Source organism: Bradyrhizobium sp. USDA 4502 (assembly GCF_054063355.1).
Map to the genome: position 1 here is coordinate 4,092,580 of NZ_JBSSGF010000001.1, position 16,996 is coordinate 4,109,575.

Consider the following 16,996-nt stretch of genomic DNA (forward strand, 5'->3'; position numbering starts at 1 on the left):
TCAGGTCATTCCGGGGCGATGCGCAGCATCGAACCCGGAATCTCGAGGTTCCCCGATGCGCAATTGCGCATCTGTGGTCCGCTTACGCGTCCCGGAACGACGCGACAATGTGCGTTCTTACTGCGCGGGCTGGACCGGCGCCGGCGCCGCGCTGCCGCCGGTCGGCACCACGACCTCGGCGGTCTTGGTCGCTCTCGCCTGCGACGCCTCGCCCTCCATCGCGCTGCTCACGAAGCGATCGTTGTTCTTCGGCTTCGCCTCGGCGACGGGAATTGCGTTGTCCTTGCTGTTGTCCTGCCGCGGCAGCACGTCGGCAACCGCATCGGTGGTGATGAGATTGGTCAGCCGCAATTCGGCCGCCGACAATTCGTGCAGGTCTTCCCACGGCGGCACGCTGAGCGAGAGCGCTAGCAGATCACCCGCGCCGCCCATATCGAAGGTGTACTTGGCAAGACGGCCGATATCGCGCTCGACGATCATCAGGTCCTGCGCGGTGTAGCTCGCGGCCTTGGCGTCGTCGGCGCGATCGCCCATCCAGATCTGATGCACGCGGACATGGGCGGCCGGCGGAACGTAGCGCGTCTTGCCCGACAACAGCAGGAACACGCACATCGACTCGCAATAAGCATCGGGCAGAACGCTCGCGCGGCCGCCTTGCGCGGCCTGATTGACGACGCTGGTGCCGACCGTGGTCAGCACGCCGAGACCGCGGAAGCGGCGGCCGAGCGCGATCGCGTCGTTGACCGAGCCGCCGCTGGAGTCGAGCACGATGGTGGCGCCGTTGAGCTGGCGGCCGCGCGCGAACTCGTCGAATTCCCTCGGACTATCGGCCGTGATGATGCCGACCGCGGACACCCAGCCGCGGCAATTCGGCTGGCAGGCGATCCAGCTGAACTTCATCGGCAGCTTGCGCTCTTCGAGGGTCGAATTGGCCTGCGCAGAACCGCCCGCCATGGCGGCGGTGCCGGAAGCTGCGAAGCAAAGAGCAACGGCGCCGGTAAGCGCCCAACTGCGCAACGAGAGCGACTTGACGAGCCTCAATTTGGTTCCTTCCCCCAAGCCCTTGGTGATGCGAGCGGTGGCAATGGCCCCATGGCAGTGCGCCACGATTCTGTCAGCGGCGCGTTATGGGAACGGTAGCGTTGCTGACCCGGACCGTCCATAGAGCCCTTGCTGCAGCGCCATCGGTGCTGTGCAATAATAACGAACTGTGGCGTAAATATCTGCAACAAAACAGTTCCTTGGCTTGGAACCCCCGCAAGACTACGTACATACTTGCGTATGCCGCCGACAAACCATTCAACGACACACCATCCACGATGCATGGACTGTGCCAGCACCATGCGCCGCTTGCCGCGCAACCTCGGCCGCGCCCTGATCTGGATCTACCGGCACACGCTGTCGCCGCTGGTCGGCTACAACTGCCGGCATCTGCCGACCTGCTCGGTCTATGGCGACGAGGCGATCGAACGCTTCGGCCTGTGGGGCGGCGGCTGGATGACGCTGGCGCGGCTGCTGCGCTGCCAGCCCTGGGGAACATCCGGGATCGATAATGTCCCGCTGACGAAGCCGCCCGGGGCACGCTGGTACCTGCCCTGGCGCTATGGCCGCTGGCGCGGCGTCAACGAAGGCTGACGCGGCGCCAACCACAATTGATCGGTTGCTGCGGCACGTCCAAGCGCAGCGCGCATTGCTGCCCGGCGGAACTGTGGCGATAGTTGGCGCATTGTTTCATTGCCCCCTTTGGGGAGGAAACAACAATGCGCTGGAAAATCAGCCACAACGGTCATGATCCCCGGCAGATCGACTTGCTGGCCGTGCTTGCCTTGCTCGTCGTGATCGTCGCCGCCTACGGCTACTTCACCCACAATCCGAACAAGCCGAGCACGACGGCGTTCATCGTGCCCAGCCAAAGCGTGAGGTGGTGACGCGCAGTCGAGCTCCCTGATGTTCCGCACGCGGATCGTTGTTGGGATGCTCTCGCGAACACAAACGTGAAAGCCAACCGTTCACTCGGCTGCGGCGGTGGCGGCCGTCCGTCGCGGCCGCGTGACGACCACGACCGCGAGCGCCGCCGCGACGAAGGCTGTAGCCACGTAGCCTGCGCTGTGCAGCCATTCGCGGGCGAACAGCAAGCCGCCGATCGCGGAGCCGATGGCCTGGCCGATATACAGCACCGAGGTATTGAGCGAGACCGACGCCGAAGCGAGCGCCGGCGCCGCACCGACCAGGCGTACCTGCTGCATCGAATTGGTCGATGCAAAGCCGAGGCCCCACACAGCGACGGAGGCGGCCATCAGGGCGTAGGCGCCGGCGCTCAGCGCCCAGCCGGCGACGCCTGCGAGCAGCAGCACGGTGAACAGGACCGAGGTTTTCCAGGCGCCCCACGAGTCCACCACGCGCGTTGCGATCACGATGCCGACGAACCCGAAGATGCCGTAGAGCGCGAACACGATCCCGACGGCGTCCGCATTGGCGCCGGTCAGTTTGGCGAGCAGCGGTCCCATGAAGGTGAACACCACGAACTGGCCGGACATCTGCAGCGTCGTGATCGACAGCAGCAGAATGACCATCGGATTGCGGCCGAGATCGACCCAGGTTCTGAGGTCAACCGGCGCGCTGTGCAGTCCGCCTGGCAGCCGCCACCACAGCAGCAGGGAGCTGACGAGCCCGGTCAGCGCGATCGCGCCATAGGTCGCGCGAAAGCCGTAGCGGCTTGCGATGAAGGTGATCAGCGGCAGCCCGATCGCGGCAGCAAGCGACCAGCCGAGGAAGATGTAGGCAATCGTGCTGCCGCGCTTCTCCACCGGCACGATCAGTGCCGCGGTGCCCGCCGCCTGCGGCGTGTAGAGCACGCCGACCGCGAGCATCACCAGCCGAATGATCAGGAGGCTGTCGTAGTTCGGCACAAAGGCGGATGCCGCATTGGTCAGCGTCAGCACCAGCAGCGTCGCCGTCAGCAAGGCCCGCCGCTCGATCCGGCTGGTCAGCCACGCCGTCGCCGGCGAGCCCACGCACAGCACGATCGCGCCGAAGGTGATCAGGAGACCCGCGGTGTGGATCGTGACGCCGAGTCCGTCGGACAACTCCGCCAGCATGCCGGCCGGCGCCAGCACCGAGCAGCCGGTGACGATGTTGCCGAGCATCAATGCGGTGGGAGCGAAGCGTTTCACGCCGCGTTGTTAGCAGACGCCGAGATCGATGCAACTGCATCTAAATGCATGGCACCTGATCGAACGGCGCCTCTTGCGCTCATGGCGACGGCGATGCCGCCGGCACGGCGCTGACGCTCGGCGACGCGGCGGCCGGCAACGGGCTCGCAGGCTTCGGGCCGGCGGTCGCCGCCGGGCATGATGCCAGAAGCTGCGTCCACCCCTGCTCCAGCCCGGTGGTGCCGATATCGAATGTCGCAAGGCCGGACTTGGTGTCTGACTTGACGTCAGACTTGGCGTCGAGCTTGGCGTCGGTTGCCGGCGGGCTTTCGCCGATCTGCAGATGCGGGGCCGCGAGCATCGCCTTGACGATGTCCGAGGTCACCGCCTCGCTCCAGACCTCGTATTTGCCGAACCGCGCCGACCGGCCGAATGCAACGGTCCTGGTCGCGCCGGCCATCATCAGCACCGTGCTCTTGCCGGCTGCCCCCTCCTCGAACTCGCGCACGAACATCAGCCGCCCGCGATCCTTGCTCTCGCAGAACAGCCGCCACTCCATCATGCGGAACGCACTGCCGTCGGCCCTTTTCTGCTGCACGATCTTGCGAACATAGGGCCGTGTTTCCTTATCCACCGCCCACAGGGTTTCCGGCAGCGGCCGCGTATCGATGCCGAATCGATAAAGCTCCGGCCGCGTCAGCACGTGCAGGTCCTCGAACTTCACGGACTTGATGAGGTCGCTGAGCTCATGGCTGATGCCCATCGCCGCGAGGAATACATTGCGGTCGCGATCGGCGCTCACCATCTCGCGCCGCCTGAAGTCCGCGACGACCTGCGCAGGCGGATGTCCGTGCACGACGAACATCAGCTTGGAGTTATGCACCGCGAGCACCGAATCGGGCGCCACTTCGCGGCTGGTCGCGCCCAGGAACAGATAGGCGCAGGCCGACACGCACATCGCGTTGCGCGTGGTGAGCTCGGCCTCGACCTCCCCCTTGGCAGCCTTGATCTTCAGGCAGGCGGCGTCGATCTGCGTGCCGGTGGAACAGGCCGGCACGATGGTACGGCCGACCCGGGCGATTGCCTTGTGCGCGCGCAGGAACCGCGCGATCCCATAGGACTGCTCGACGTTTCCGCCCGGCGAATGAAGGTAGATCGGAAGCTGCCTGTCCTTGTTGGCAAACAGGAAGGTGCGAATCCGCTGCGCGGCTTCCCGATCGATCTCGCCTTCGATCGCGATCCAGCGATCGCAGCCGGCGCCGCAGGCGTTCGCCGGCCCATGGGCGAGATAGATGGTCAGCTTCTTCGCAAATCCGGCCTTCTGGACCGGTGTCTCTTCCGCCCGCAACACGCCCGGGATCAGAAGCAACGCCACGAAAAACAGGAGACGGGAAAACATGAACCTTGCGGATCGCGCGATGGCGGAAAATGGAGGCCGGACGTTAGACGATGATCGGCAGCGTCGCAACGATCCGTGGCGTCGCCTGCAGCCGAGCCTTGTTCAAATCCGCGCGGCCGGAGGCCCATTTTCTTGATATTGCCGGATTGCAGGCGTCAAATCCCCTGCTATACCGCTGCTTTCCGCTTACCTGCGCTCGTTCGCAGGAGTGAGCTACAGGAGACACCATGGCCGATACGCCACCCAAATCCGAATCCGGATTCCAGTACAGCCTCTCTAACCTCAAACCCGCAGAACCCGTGAACAAGATCGTCCTCACCTTCCCTGACGGAGCGAGGCGCGATTTCCCGAAAGGGACCACCGGTCTCGACATCGCCAAAGGCATTTCGCCCTCGCTCGCCAAGCGCACCGTCGCGATGGCGCTCGACGGCACGCTTGCCGACCTCAATGATCCGATCGAGGCCGACGCCAAAATCGAGCTGATCGGCCGCGAAGATCCGCGCGCGCTGGAACTGATCCGGCACGATGCCGCGCATGTGCTGGCGGAGGCCGTGCAGTCGCTGTGGCCGGGCACCCAGGTCACGATCGGCCCGGTGATCGAGAACGGCTTCTACTACGACTTCTTCCGCAACGAGCCGTTCACCCCGGAAGATTTTGCCGCGATCGAGAAGCGGATGCGCGAGATCGTCGCGCGCGACAAGCCGTTCACCAAGGAAGTCTGGGATCGCGAGAAGACCAAGCAGGTGTTCCGCGACAAGGGCGAGGCGTTCAAGGTCGAGCTGGTCGACGCCATTCCCGGCAACGAGCCGATCAAGATCTACTTCCAGGGCGACTGGTTCGATCTCTGCCGCGGCCCGCACATGACCTCGACCGGCAAGATCGGCAACGCGTTCAAGCTGATGAAGGTGGCGGGCGCGTATTGGCGCGGCGATTCCAACAATCCGATGTTGACCCGCATCTACGGCACGGCATTCGCCAGGCAGGAAGACCTCGACGCCTATCTCAAGCAGATCGAGGAAGCCGAGAAGCGCGACCACCGCAAGCTCGGCCGCGAGCTCGACCTGTTCCACTTCCAGGAGGAAGGCCCGGGCGTGGTGTTCTGGCACCCCAAGGGCTGGACCATCTTCCAGCAGTTGATCGCCTATATGCGGCGCCGGCTGCTCGGCGACTACGACGAGGTCAACGCTCCGCAGATCCTCGACAAGGCGCTGTGGGAAACCTCGGGCCATTGGGACTGGTACCGCGAGAACATGTTCGCGGCGCAGTCCGCCGGCGACGAGGCCGAGGACAAGCGTTGGTTCGCGCTGAAGCCGATGAACTGTCCGGGCCATGTGCAGATCTTCAAGCACGGGCTGAAGAGCTACCGCGACCTGCCGTTGCGGCTCGCCGAGTTCGGCGTCGTGCATCGCTACGAGCCGTCGGGCGCGATGCACGGCCTGATGCGGGTGCGCGGCTTCACCCAGGACGACGCCCATGTGTTCTGCACCGAGCAGCAGCTCGCCGACGAGTGCCTCAAGATCAACGACCTGATCCTGTCGACCTACGCCGATTTCGGCTTCGACGGCGAGCTCACCGTCAAGCTCTCGACGCGGCCGGAGAAGCGCGTCGGCACCGACGAGATGTGGGATCACGCCGAGCGCGTGATGGCGACGGTCCTGTCGGAGATCAAGGCCAAGGGCAGCAACCGCATCCGGACCGAGATCAATCCGGGCGAAGGCGCGTTCTACGGACCGAAGTTCGAGTATGTGCTGCGCGACGCCATCGGCCGCGACTGGCAGTGCGGCACGACCCAGGTCGACTTCAACCTGCCGGAGCGGTTCGGCGCGTTCTACATCGATCATGACGGCTCGAAGAAGGCACCTGTCATGGTGCACCGCGCGATCTGCGGTTCGATGGAGCGCTTCATCGGCATCCTGATCGAGCACTATGCCGGCAACTTCCCGCTCTGGCTGGCGCCGACCCAGCTCGTGGTCACGACCATCACCTCCGAAGGCGACGAGTACGCCAAGGTGGTGGCGGCGACCGCGCGCCGCGCCGGGCTGCGGGTCGAGATCGACCTGCGCAACGAGAAGATCAACTACAAGGTCCGCGAGCACTCGCTGGCCAAGATCCCGGCCCTGCTCGTCGTCGGCAAGAAGGAAGCCGAGACCCACTCGGTCTCGGTCCGCCGTCTCGGCAGCGAGCGGCAGACGGTGATGCCGACCGATGAGGCGATCGCCGCGCTGGTCGATGAGGCGACGCCGCCCGACGTGAAGCGGGCGCGATCCGTCGCCTGATCTTCACAATCGGTCTAAACTGGCTTTCATTGGCTCGGTCGTGCCCCCATCTTGGGGGCACGACTCCCCTTGAAGGACATCTCCGTGCCCGATGCCATTGAACTCCTGAAGACGCGCCGCTCGATGAAACCGCGCGAGATGACCGGCCCGGGCCCGTCCGCGGCCGAGCTCGAGACCATTTTGACGATCGGCGCACGCGTACCCGACCACGGCAAGCTCGCGCCCTGGCGCTTCATCGTGTTCGAGGGCGATGCCCGCGCGCGGGCCGGCGACGTGATCGCAAAGGTCTTCGCCCGGAAGAATCCCGGGGCGCCGGCCTCCGACATCGAGGTCGAGAAGAAACGCCTGACCGACGCGCCGCTGGTGATCGGCGTGGTCTCCTTCACCAAGCCGCACCCGAAGGTGCCGCCGTGGGAGCAGGAATTGTCGGCGGGCGCCAGCGCGATGAACATCGTTACCGCGGCGACCGCGCTCGGCTACGGCGCCTGCTGGCTGACCGGCTGGTTTGTCTTCGACCGCGACGTGCTCGACGGCCTCGGCCTGAAGCCGGACGAGAAGCTCGCCGGACTCATTCACATCGGCACCCCGACCAGGCCGAGCGAGGACCGCCCGCGCCCGGCCCTGTCCGATATCGTGACGCGGTTCTAGGGTATAGCCTTGTAGCCCGCATGAGCGGAGCGATATGCGGGACACTCGTCCCGGGTGTCGCTTCGCTCACCCGGGCTACAAAAGCCCTCGCCATTGTCGGGCATGACGACTACGCCGCCTTCGACGCACGCTCCCCAAAGCCGCTCAGCAAGGCCGCGATCTCGCCGGCCGGTCTCGCCGCGCTGAACAGAAATCCCTGCACCTCGTTGCAACCTTCGGCGCGCAACCAGTCGAGCTGGTCTGTCGTCTCGACCCCTTCCGCGGTCGTGGTGATCCTGAGGCTGCGGCCAAGGCCCGAGATCGCGCGCACGATCGCGAGGCAATCGGAGCGCCGCGCCAGATCCTTCACGAAGGAGCGGTCGATCTTGATCTTGTCGAACGGGAAGCTGCGCAGATAGCTCAGGCTGGAATAGCCGGTGCCGAAATCGTCCATCGAGATGCTGACGCCCAGCTCGCGCAGCTGATGCAGGATCGCGAGGTTGGCCTCGGTCTCCGCCAGAAACACCGACTCGGTGATCTCGAGCTCGAGCCGCCGCGCCGACAGGCCGGAATGCGCCAGCGCCGAGATCACGGCCTGGACCAGATTGCGGCTGCGGAACTGCACCGGCGACAGATTGACGGCGACCTTGACGTCGGCGGGCCACTTGATCGCCTCCGAGCAGGCTTCGCGCAGCACCCATTCGCCGAGCGCGACGATCAGGCCGATGTCTTCGGCAACCGGGATGAACTCCGCAGGCGAGACCATGCCCTTCTGCGGGTGCCGCCAGCGCAGCAGCGACTCGAAGCCAGAGATGCGGTCGGCCGCGATGTCGACCAGCGGCTGGTAGTGCAGCTCGAACTCGCCGTTGCTGAAGGCCGCGCGCAGATCGCGCTCCATGTCGCGGCGCTTCTGCGCCTGCTGATCCATCTCCGGTTCGAAGAAATGATGCACGCCGCCCCCCTCGGACTTGGCGCGGTACAGCGCCATGTCGGCATTGCGCATCAATTCTTCCGACGTCGTGCCGTCGCCCGGTGACAGCGCGATGCCGACGCTGGCGCCGACCACGACCTCGAGCCCGTCGATGTTGTAGGGCGCGCTCAGCGCTTCGATCAGCCGTTCGGCGAAAGCGCTCGCCTCGTTCGGCGAAACGTCGGCCGCAAGCACGATCGCGAATTCGTCGCCGCCGAGGCGGGCCGCCACATTGTCGTCGCGGACCACCTCGCGCAGCCGCTCCGCCACCAGCTTGAGCAGCCGGTCGCCCATCGGATGCCCGAAGGAGTCGTTGACGTTCTTGAACAGGTCGAGGTCGATGCACATCACCGCGACGCGCTTGTTGCCGCTGCGGCCGCGCTCCAGCGCCTCGCGCAGGCGCTCCTGGTAGAAATCGCGGTTCGGCAGATTGGTGAGCCCGTCATGGTGCGCCATATGTGCGATCCGCGCTTCGGCGGCGCGGCGCTCGGTGATGTCGACCACCGCGACCAGATAGCCGTCGCGGCCCTCGAACGCCACCTTGCGTCCGAACGTCAGCACATGGATCTCGCTGCCATCGGCCCTGATGTGCCGCCAGTCGCGGCTCGATTGATAGACGTCGCCGATCTCGCGCAAGGCGGCGCTGTGCACGCTCCACTCATCCACCGGCCAGATCTGGCGCAGCGTCATGCCGAGAAACTTTTCCCGGCTGTATCCATAGTGCTGAACGGCGGCGTCGTTGACGCTGAGGAATTCCATCGTGCCGGCGTCGAACACCCACATCGGCATCGGGTTGTTCTCGAACAGCAGGCGGAACGACAGCTCGCGCTGCTTCAGCGCGGTGACGTCGGAGACGGTCAGCGACAGCATGTCGCCGAACGCCGTGACGCCGAGCCGCAGGCAGCGATCACCGCTGTCGATCTCGAACTGCCCGCCCGGGCCGCCGCCGACAAATCCACGCAGACGGCTCATCACCGATGACGCCGCAAGCGGGTTGCCGCCGGCGCTGAGCCGGCGCCACAGCAATTCGGTCGCAGGCTGCATCAGCAGCCTTGCGGCGCCCTGGTTGAGATGCACGATCTGGAAGTCGGCCGGCTCGCCGCGCGCATCGCGGATCGCGGCGAGCGACAGCACGCCCTCGTCGGTGGCCGAGAAAATCGTATCGAGCAGATTGTACTGCGCATTGCGCTCGTTGACATAGACGCCGACCAGGATACCGCCCCAGCGCGACCGCGTCGGCAGCGCCAGCACGTCGAAGGTCCGCACCAACCCGTCGCGGACGCAATGCGCCGACGCCAGATAGGGCCGGCAGTTCTCGCGCGCGTTTGCGGCGGCTTCGGTCAACGCGGTGGCGCAATCCGGCGGCAGGGCGCTGAGCGGAATGTCCCAGCGCTCGTCGTTCAGCCATGTCTGGACATAGCGGCCGGCGTGCGAGACGCTGAGCATGCCATCTACGCTCCGCAGCAGCACGATATGATCCGCGAGCCGGCCGAGACTGCCGAGCATCACGTCTTCATAGTGCGGCAGCTTTTCGCCGGGACGGACCGCGGCCTGCCACTTGCGTTGCAGAACCGGTACGTCGGCGAACATCTCGGAATTGAATTTGGCCGATGCTTTTGCTGATTTCTTGTTGGCCATGACCATGGCGCGCCCCACGCAAACACTAGTCCCCGCGACATCCAAGTCATGCCGCGGCTTAACGTCATGTAAAAATAGGCAGGCCCGGCTTCGCCGCGAGCGATTATGACGGCTCAAATTCGCGCGATGGTTAGTTCACATTAGAGACTATGACAGCTGCATGAAATGCAGGGCCGGCCGGACGTCAGCGCGCCACGACCTCGACTTCGCCATCGACACCGTTGACGACATTGAAGGGACGCTCGAACACCTTGCCTTCGTTCTTGGCGATCGCGCGATACTCACCCTCGGAGAGCACGACGCGCGGGAACGCGCCGATCGATTCCTTGATCACGTCGCCGCCCGGCGTGATCACCGACCAGGCGGTGTTGGCGAGCGCCTCGCCGCCCCGCTCGCTGACCAGCTTGAGCGTGATGACGGCGGCGCGATGGGTGACGGTGACGTCGGTCAGCTTGCCCGCCGCGACGCGAATGTCGGAGCGCACCACCGAGTTGGCGTCGCCATAGTTGGAGACGATGTAGTAGGTGCCCTCGGGCAGCAGCGCGACGTCGCCGGCTGCAACGTTCGGCACCATTGGTCCACGGTCCGAACCGTCGAACTGGCTGCCCTTGTAGATCGCGAACGAGATCTGGTTGGCGGGGATCTTGCTGCTGCCGACCCGACCCTCGATCCGCAGGCCCCCGGCCGGGAGCACGAAGGACTCGCGGTCGGTCTCCGACTTCAGACTGACGGCGCGCACCGCGCTGACGAGGCCGAGCGCGACATGGACGACATAGTTGCCGGGCGGCAGCACCACGTTGGGCGTCGCCCCGCGCTCTTCGCGGACCAGCTTGTAGGTGCCGTTGTCGTCAGGCTTGTCGGCGAACACCCGCCACACCAGCCCGGCATTGATGACCGGCAGGTCCTTGCCGTACCGCGCCGTCAGCGACAGCACCGCCTGCCCCGCGGCCGGCGAGCCGGCCGGCGGCACAGCTACCACCGGCGGCACGGTCGCAATCGAGGGCTGGACGATGGTCGGCTGGTTCAGCGGACCGGGCAGAACGGGCCCTGAACCGCCGCCCGATGGCGGCGCCAGGTTGAGTGCCGGACCGGACGGCACCTCCGGGACAGAAGCGGGCGGAATCGGCGGCGGCCGGTCGCTGAAGAACTGTGCAGATACGGAACCGGGGATCAGAGCCAGCAAAAATGCCGCAAGCGTCAGCAGCGGAAGGAGCCGCATGCCCCGCCCGCATCCGCCGATGCCGTTGCCCCTCGAAGTCATCTCCATGCTTTTCAACGAAAACGCGGCAAATTCAAGCCTTCGTCCAAGGGGATCCAAGGGGCGTCCAAGGCTTTGTCACAGTCCGGGCGGGCGGCGTCCGCCATTTGGAACCGCGCGATCAAGCCGATGTTAGCTCTACCGTCGCGGTCCAGTCACATTCCCTGCCTACCGCGGACTACCCGGGGCATGAATCATGCCTGTGGGAATAACCATGAAGACGGACGACGCTGGCGCAGCCATGCTGCGCAGCCTAGTCTCGCGCTGGCAGGAGATTTGTCGTGTTGGATAGCTGGATGGGCCGAGGCCACAAGAGCTCCGACGGCCCCGACAAGGTAGGCCTGGGAACGGTTCGCCGGCCGGTCATCGGGCTTGCGCTCGGCGGCGGCGCCGCGCGTGGCTTTGCCCATATCGGCATCATCAAGACCCTGCTGGCCCACGGCATCGTCCCCAATGTGGTGGTCGGCACCTCGATCGGCTCCGTGGTCGGTGGCGCCTATGCGGCCGGCCATATCGAGACGCTGGAGCAATGGGCGCGCGGCCTGCAGCCGCGCAGCGTGCTCGGCTACCTCGATATCCGCCTCAACGGCTCCGGCCTGATCCGCGGAGCCAAGCTGGCCGCCGAGATCGAGGCGGCGCTTGGCCAGGTCATGATCGAGGACCTCACGGTCAAGTTCGCCAGCGTCGCCACCGAAGTGCGCACCGGGCACGAGATCTGGCTGACCCAGGGCCGCGTGGTCGACGCCATGCGCGCCTCCTACGCCCTGCCCGGCATCTTCGCGCCGGTCCTGATCGGCGACCGCTGGCTGGTCGACGGCGCGCTGGTCAATCCGGTGCCGGTCTCGGCCGCGCGCGCGCTCGGCGCCGAAATCGTCATTGCGGCGAACCTCTCCAGCGACGTGTTCGCGCACTCGACCACGATCTACAATCACGGCCCGTCCGCCGCGCCCGAAGTGACGGTTGCGATGACCGCCGAGGCCGAGCTCGAGCCGGAGCCGCCGAAGCGCCGGTTTGGCCGCTTCTTCTCCGCCGAACGTACCGTGAAGCGGGAGTTTTTCGGCAGCGCCAGCCGGCCCGGCATCTCGAGCGTCATGGTCGACGCCTTCAACATCATGCAGGACCGCATCACCCGCGCACGCCTTGCCGGCGATCCGCCTGACATGCTGATCTCGCCGCGGGTCGGTCAGATCGGCTGGTTCGACTTCCACCGCGCCGACGACCTGATCGCGCACGGGATACGCGCCGCCGAACGCTCCATCAGCGCAATCGAGGAGGCAATCGACATCCTGGCGCCGCCGTCGAGCGGCGCGGGCAGCACCGGGAAGTAGCGCTCAGGCGGTCTTGATGTAGTCGCGCAGCGCCTCCTGCTCGCGCTCATATTCCTCGACGCGCCGCTTGACGATGTCGCCGATCGAGATCAGCCCGACCACCTTGCCGTCCTCGACGACAGGAAGATGGCGGAATTTTCCCGTGGTCATCATCTCCATGATGCCGCTGACCGTATCGGACTCGCGGCAGCTCACGACCTTCTTGGTCATGACCGCGCTGACCGGTTCGTCCAGCGCGCCCGCGCCGCGCTCAGAGAGCACGCGCACGATGTCGCGCTCCGACAGGATGCCCTCCATGCGGCTCTGCTCCATCACCAGCACCGCGCCGATCCTACGCTCGCCGAGCAGCTTGACCGCGGCCGAGAGCTTCGCGCCGGGCGCGACGCTCATGACCTGATGGCCTTTTGCATCGAGAATGGAACGTACCGTCATTGTCGGCCTCCCTGAATCCGCTCGTGCCCCGCTTGAGCGGAGCCGAGCCTGTTCGCCAGAGTCTTCAATCAACAGTTCCGCGCCGATTTCGGTTCCGAGGCGCGGTGAGTAGCAGGGCTCGATTTGTCGGCCCGCTTTGTTTCTGCGTCACAAAGATGATGGAGGAATTCGATCCAGGCCGCAAGCGGCGATCAGACGCGCCCCGACTGATCCACCGACGACGCATCTGCAGCATCGTCCCGCGTGCGCGGCACCGGATCGAACAACGAGAACAGCAGCAGTCCGGCAAGGAAGCCGCCGATATGCGCCTGCCAGGCGACGCTCGCGCCCTCGCCGCCGAGCGACAGCGAGGTGGCGCCGAACAGGATGTTGACGCCGAACCATATCGCCAGGAAGGCGAGCACCCGTCCGTTGCGCAGCGCCCGCCACAGCGACAGCGCAGGCACCTTGGCCGCCGCCTCGGCATCGCCACGGCTGAACGACAGGAAGCTGCCCTTCACAAAGGCAAAGCGGATCGCCGCCGCCATCGTGCCCGACACCGAAGCCGACGCTCCGATCATCGGCGCGATCGCGTGCTCATGGGTTAACAGATGTGCAAGCGCGCCGGCGGCGGCCGTCACCGCCATGAAGACGAAGAAACGCAGCGCGCCGAACCGCCGCGCCAGCGCGCTGCCGAACGGCAGCAGCCACAGCACGTTGAAGCCGATATGGGTGAGGTTGGCGTGCAGCAGCGAATAGGTGACGAAGGTCCAGACCTTGGCGCCTTCGCCGCCCGGAAAGGTGATGTCGAGCAGCGTTGAATCGTAGCGCTTCGGGATGAAGCCGAAGACGTCGATGGTCCAGTTCTCCAGCTCCGGCGGCAGCAGCACCCGCAGATGGATCACCGCGATCAGGAGGATGTAGGCGGTGAGCGCCGGCGGCAAGGTCAGGATCGGCTCGCGCGGCGCCTCCGGCGGCGGCGCGAGCGGGGATTCGGGATGGGAGTCCAAGGGGTCGGCGACCTCGATGCGGCGGTGGATCAGAGATAGGCGGCTTTCGCACCCCTGTGCAAGTGCACAATCCCAAAATCGGACACCGGGTGTCGCGCAGTGCGGAATCGGGACAAAAGAAAAGGGAGGGCGCTGAGAACGCCCTCCCTGATCGGCTGGTCTTCTCGTGCCCCGGAGGGATCGGGAGAAAATCCCCACCCCTCCCCGCACGGTGACCAAACTGTTTGACGCCACCTGTGTACCAACGGCGCCGGCGCTTGGGGCAGCCGGCGCGAACGAGAACGCGCGGACCCTACCCACTGGTTCCGCGGGGGCCAAGGACATAGTTAAATTTACGTTAACAACACAAAGCTGCCGATAAGCCGCCCAAAGCGCGGCCACGGCATGGACGCTGCACAGCCTTCCCTGCACAACAGAGAAGGGAAGGCGCCTGAGCAAAACCGGGACAGATGTGTCCCGCCGAGACAGGTGCCGGGCAAGGTTTAGATGAAACACAGCTCGAGCCGCGAGTTCTTCGCATATTGGAATGCGAAGCGCGGCACCGCACGTGCACCTGACCGGAGTGAGTTCGAGCCGTCCGCGGTACGCGAACTGCTGTCCGACATCTTCGTGCTGTCCTATGACGGCGAGACCCGCTTTCCGTTCCGCGTGGCCGGCACCCGCACCTCCGCCCTGCTCGGCTGCGACCTCAAGAACCGGAGCTTTTCCGCCCTGTTCACCGGTGCGAGCCGCGGCGAGATCGAAGACATCATCACCTGCGTCGTCGAAGAGACCCTGCCGGCCATCGCCGGCATCACCGCCACGACCGAGAGCGGCGCCAAGGCGCATCTCGAACTGCTGCTGCTGCCCTTCACGAGCCGCGTTCATATGCCGGCGAGCCTCACCGGCCTGCTCGCCCCGTTCGAGGACGACGTCGGCCGGCTGCACGACCTGGTGCTGACCTCGTGGCGTTACCTGCATCCCCAGGAGCGGTTCGTGCCGCGGACCCTGCGCAAGCTGGCCATCGCGCGCGGCCTGATGGTCTACGAAGGCCTCCGCTAGCTGCCGGCGCCCGCCTTGGGACGGGATGGCAGGCGCCGGTCGCTTGCACCCCGCCCCGCGGAACTCTATTAGCTGTCTGGCCGTCACGGCGGGGTGGACCCGCTCATTGCAGCTGCGGCCGGGCTGGGCATGTTTCGGAATTCGATCAGGCAGAAGATCGTCGGCATTGCCGCGGGACTCATCATCCTCGCGGTGATCACGTCGCTGCTGTCGATGGTGATGGCGGGCCAGGTCGGCCATCTCCTCGACGAGCTCACCAACCGCTACATCCCCGCCTATGGCCACCTCGCCCGCGTCAACATCCGCGCGCTGGAGCGGTCGCTCGCCATGCGCCGGATGATGATGGCGAAGATGCAGGCGCCGGGCGAAGACTCCGGCTACGAAAGCGCGCGCAAGGCCTTCGACGAGATCGAGCCCCTGATCAAGCGCGAGGCCGACGCCGCACGCGTGCTGATCGATGCGATCATCGCCGATCCCTCGACGCCATCCGACAACGCCGCGCTCGGACGCCTCGATGACCGCATCGACAATGCCGTCAACGACCTCTTGATGCGCCTGAACGCAGAGAACAAGACGCTGCTCGAGCAAATCGACGCCAAGGACTTTGCGGCGGCGAAAGCGACCACGCTGCGCGCCGACACCCTGCGCGACGACTTCAACACCAGGATCGAGGGCATCCGTGCCGACATGCTGGCGCAGGTCGCTTCGGCCGCCGCGAAGGTGATGAGTGCGCAGCAGCGGGCGATCATCATCTCCGGCGTCGTGACCGCGATTGCCGCGATCCTCGGCTTCGTGTTCGCGATGCTGGTCGGCAGCGGCATCACGCGTCCGGTGATGCGCCTGCTCGAGAGCACCCGCGAGGTCGAGGCCGGCCGCCTCGACGGCGCCATCACCATCACGACCCAGGACGAGATCGGCCAGCTGTCGGCCGCCTTCAACCGCATGATCGAGACGCTGCGCCACAACCAGCGCATCCGCGAGACGTTTGGCCGCTACATCAATCCGCGGATCGCCGAGGGCCTGCTCGAACAGCCGGCGATCGCCGCGACCGAAGGACAGCGCCGCGTCATGACGGTGATGTTCTGCGACATGAAGGGCTTTACCAGCCTGAGCGAGGGCGTGACGCCGAGCGGCCTCGTCAAGATCATGAACCTCTACCTGTCGACGATGTCGGCGCCGGTCCATGCGCATCGCGGCATCATCGACAAATATATCGGCGACGCCATCATGGCCTATTGGGGCGCGCCCTTCGTCGAGGAGGCCGAGCAGACCCATCTGGCCGCGCTTGCCGCCATCGACATGATCGGCCAGGTCAACCAGCTGCGCAAGGATCTGCCGGAACTGCTCGGCGTGCGCGTGATCCCGGCCGATTGCGACATCCGGATCGGGATCGCCACCGGCGAGGCCCTGGTCGGCAGCATCGGCTCCGAGTTCATGATGAGCTACACCGTGCTCGGCGACACGGTGAACCTCGCCTCGCGGCTGGAAGGCGCCAACAAGTTCTACGGCAGCCGCAGCCTGATCTCGGAGGCCATCGCCGCGGCCTGCGCCGCAACCATCGAGCTCCGCGAGATCGACCGCCTCGTCGTGATGGGGCAGACCCAGCCGGTCGCGGTGTTCGAGATCCTCGGCAAGAAGGACGAACTGACGCCGGCGCAGATCGAGTTACGGCAGCGTTACGCGGACGGTCTCGCCGCCTATCGCGAGCGCCGCTGGGATGACGCCGAGCAAGCCTTCGCCGCCGCGCTGGCTGCGGCGCCCGGCGACGGCCCGTCGATCGCCATGAAGGCGCGCGTCGCAGCGTTCAGGCAAGATCCGCCAGCGGCCGACTGGGACGGCGCCTGGCATCTGGAGCGGAAGTAACCGCGTCACCCGCATCCAGGCTC

At 65.9% G+C, this 16,996-nt stretch carries 14 protein-coding genes; 7 read left to right on the forward strand and 7 right to left on the reverse strand.

Translation table 11 applies throughout. The features are described 5' to 3' along the window. Positions 1 to 117 precede the first annotated feature (117 nt). A complete protein-coding gene (locus ACVW1B_RS18990) occupies positions 118 to 1,041 on the reverse strand; it encodes a hypothetical protein (RefSeq protein WP_456822021.1) in 924 nt (307 codons plus the stop codon). Positions 1,042 to 1,323: 282 nt separating this feature from the next. Here ACVW1B_RS18990 and yidD point away from each other — a divergent pair, with 282 nt between their 5' ends. Together yidD and ACVW1B_RS19000 are read left to right on the forward strand one after the other, a co-directional pair. Beyond that, positions 1,324 to 1,635, forward strand: coding sequence for a membrane protein insertion efficiency factor YidD (gene yidD / locus ACVW1B_RS18995; RefSeq protein ID WP_076831624.1), 312 nt, complete (start codon positions 1,324 to 1,326; stop codon positions 1,633 to 1,635). A 125-nt stretch (positions 1,636 to 1,760) separates the two neighbouring features. Then, a complete protein-coding gene (locus ACVW1B_RS19000; RefSeq protein ID WP_016843922.1) occupies positions 1,761 to 1,928 on the forward strand; it encodes a hypothetical protein in 168 nt (55 codons plus the stop codon). An 81-nt stretch (positions 1,929 to 2,009) separates the two neighbouring features. On the opposite strand, the gene ACVW1B_RS19005 is transcribed toward ACVW1B_RS19000, so the two are convergent. Together ACVW1B_RS19005 and ACVW1B_RS19010 are read right to left on the reverse strand one after the other, a co-directional pair. After that, complete coding sequence (locus ACVW1B_RS19005) at positions 2,010 to 3,146, reverse strand: MFS transporter (protein WP_253609985.1); 1,137 nt, start codon at positions 3,144 to 3,146, stop codon at positions 2,010 to 2,012. Between the two features lie 106 nt (positions 3,147 to 3,252). After that, positions 3,253 to 4,551 carry an ATP-dependent Clp protease proteolytic subunit gene (locus ACVW1B_RS19010; RefSeq protein ID WP_456822022.1) on the reverse strand — a complete coding sequence of 433 codons (1,299 nt, stop codon included), beginning with the start codon at positions 4,549 to 4,551 and terminating at the stop codon, positions 3,253 to 3,255. A 227-nt stretch (positions 4,552 to 4,778) separates the two neighbouring features. Between ACVW1B_RS19010 and thrS the strand changes: the two genes are divergently transcribed. Then, positions 4,779 to 6,827 carry a threonine--tRNA ligase gene (thrS, locus tag ACVW1B_RS19015; RefSeq protein ID WP_253608048.1) on the forward strand — a complete coding sequence of 683 codons (2,049 nt, stop codon included), beginning with the start codon at positions 4,779 to 4,781 and terminating at the stop codon, positions 6,825 to 6,827. 84 nt (positions 6,828 to 6,911) lie between these two features. Further along, entirely contained in the window at positions 6,912 to 7,475 is a 564-nt protein-coding gene (locus tag ACVW1B_RS19020) for a nitroreductase family protein (RefSeq protein ID WP_076831733.1), read from the forward strand. 109 nt (positions 7,476 to 7,584) lie between these two features. Here ACVW1B_RS19020 and ACVW1B_RS19025 read toward each other — a convergent pair whose 3' ends face one another. Next, complete coding sequence (locus ACVW1B_RS19025) at positions 7,585 to 10,068, reverse strand: putative bifunctional diguanylate cyclase/phosphodiesterase (protein WP_456822023.1); 2,484 nt, start codon at positions 10,066 to 10,068, stop codon at positions 7,585 to 7,587. Positions 10,069 to 10,246: 178 nt separating this feature from the next. Next, positions 10,247 to 11,323 carry a hypothetical protein gene (locus tag ACVW1B_RS19030; protein ID WP_253608046.1) on the reverse strand — a complete coding sequence of 359 codons (1,077 nt, stop codon included), beginning with the start codon at positions 11,321 to 11,323 and terminating at the stop codon, positions 10,247 to 10,249. A 278-nt stretch (positions 11,324 to 11,601) separates the two neighbouring features. On the opposite strand from ACVW1B_RS19030, the gene ACVW1B_RS19035 reads away from it, so the two are divergent. After that, positions 11,602 to 12,648 (forward strand): patatin-like phospholipase family protein, encoded by a 1,047-nt coding sequence (locus tag ACVW1B_RS19035; protein ID WP_456822024.1) that lies wholly within the window; start codon positions 11,602 to 11,604, stop codon positions 12,646 to 12,648. 3 nt (positions 12,649 to 12,651) lie between these two features. Here the strand turns inward: ACVW1B_RS19035 and ACVW1B_RS19040 are convergent, their stop codons facing one another. Continuing rightward, positions 12,652 to 13,080 carry a CBS domain-containing protein gene (locus ACVW1B_RS19040; RefSeq protein ID WP_057019670.1) on the reverse strand — a complete coding sequence of 143 codons (429 nt, stop codon included), beginning with the start codon at positions 13,078 to 13,080 and terminating at the stop codon, positions 12,652 to 12,654. Positions 13,081 to 13,271: 191 nt separating this feature from the next. Then, positions 13,272 to 14,069, reverse strand: a complete 798-nt coding sequence (locus tag ACVW1B_RS19045) for a rhomboid family intramembrane serine protease (protein ID WP_057019671.1) — start codon at positions 14,067 to 14,069, stop codon at positions 13,272 to 13,274. Positions 14,070 to 14,555: 486 nt separating this feature from the next. Here ACVW1B_RS19045 and ACVW1B_RS19050 point away from each other — a divergent pair, with 486 nt between their 5' ends. Then, on the forward strand, positions 14,556 to 15,110 hold the full coding sequence (locus ACVW1B_RS19050; protein WP_057019672.1) for a PAS domain-containing protein: 555 nt from the start codon (positions 14,556 to 14,558) through the stop codon (positions 15,108 to 15,110). A gap of 129 nt (positions 15,111 to 15,239) precedes the next feature. After that, on the forward strand, positions 15,240 to 16,973 hold the full coding sequence (locus ACVW1B_RS19055; protein ID WP_456822025.1) for an adenylate/guanylate cyclase domain-containing protein: 1,734 nt from the start codon (positions 15,240 to 15,242) through the stop codon (positions 16,971 to 16,973). Positions 16,974 to 16,996: the final 23 nt, after the last annotated feature.

Coding starts and splice junctions, on each gene's coding strand:
- yidD (WP_076831624.1), top strand. CDS start 1,324: ATGGACTGTGCCAGCACCATGCGCCGCTTGCCGCGCAACCTCGGCCGC.
- ACVW1B_RS19000 (WP_016843922.1), top strand. CDS start 1,761: ATGCGCTGGAAAATCAGCCACAACGGTCATGATCCCCGGCAGATCGAC.
- ACVW1B_RS19005 (WP_253609985.1), bottom strand. CDS start 3,146: ATGCTCGGCAACATCGTCACCGGCTGCTCGGTGCTGGCGCCGGCCGGC.
- ACVW1B_RS19010 (WP_456822022.1), bottom strand. CDS start 4,551: ATGTTTTCCCGTCTCCTGTTTTTCGTGGCGTTGCTTCTGATCCCGGGC.
- thrS (WP_253608048.1), top strand. CDS start 4,779: ATGGCCGATACGCCACCCAAATCCGAATCCGGATTCCAGTACAGCCTC.
- ACVW1B_RS19025 (WP_456822023.1), bottom strand. CDS start 10,068: ATGGTCATGGCCAACAAGAAATCAGCAAAAGCATCGGCCAAATTCAAT.
- ACVW1B_RS19030 (WP_253608046.1), bottom strand. CDS start 11,323: ATGACTTCGAGGGGCAACGGCATCGGCGGATGCGGGCGGGGCATGCGG.
- ACVW1B_RS19040 (WP_057019670.1), bottom strand. CDS start 13,080: ATGACGGTACGTTCCATTCTCGATGCAAAAGGCCATCAGGTCATGAGC.
- ACVW1B_RS19050 (WP_057019672.1), top strand. CDS start 14,556: ATGAAACACAGCTCGAGCCGCGAGTTCTTCGCATATTGGAATGCGAAG.
- ACVW1B_RS19055 (WP_456822025.1), top strand. CDS start 15,240: ATGTTTCGGAATTCGATCAGGCAGAAGATCGTCGGCATTGCCGCGGGA.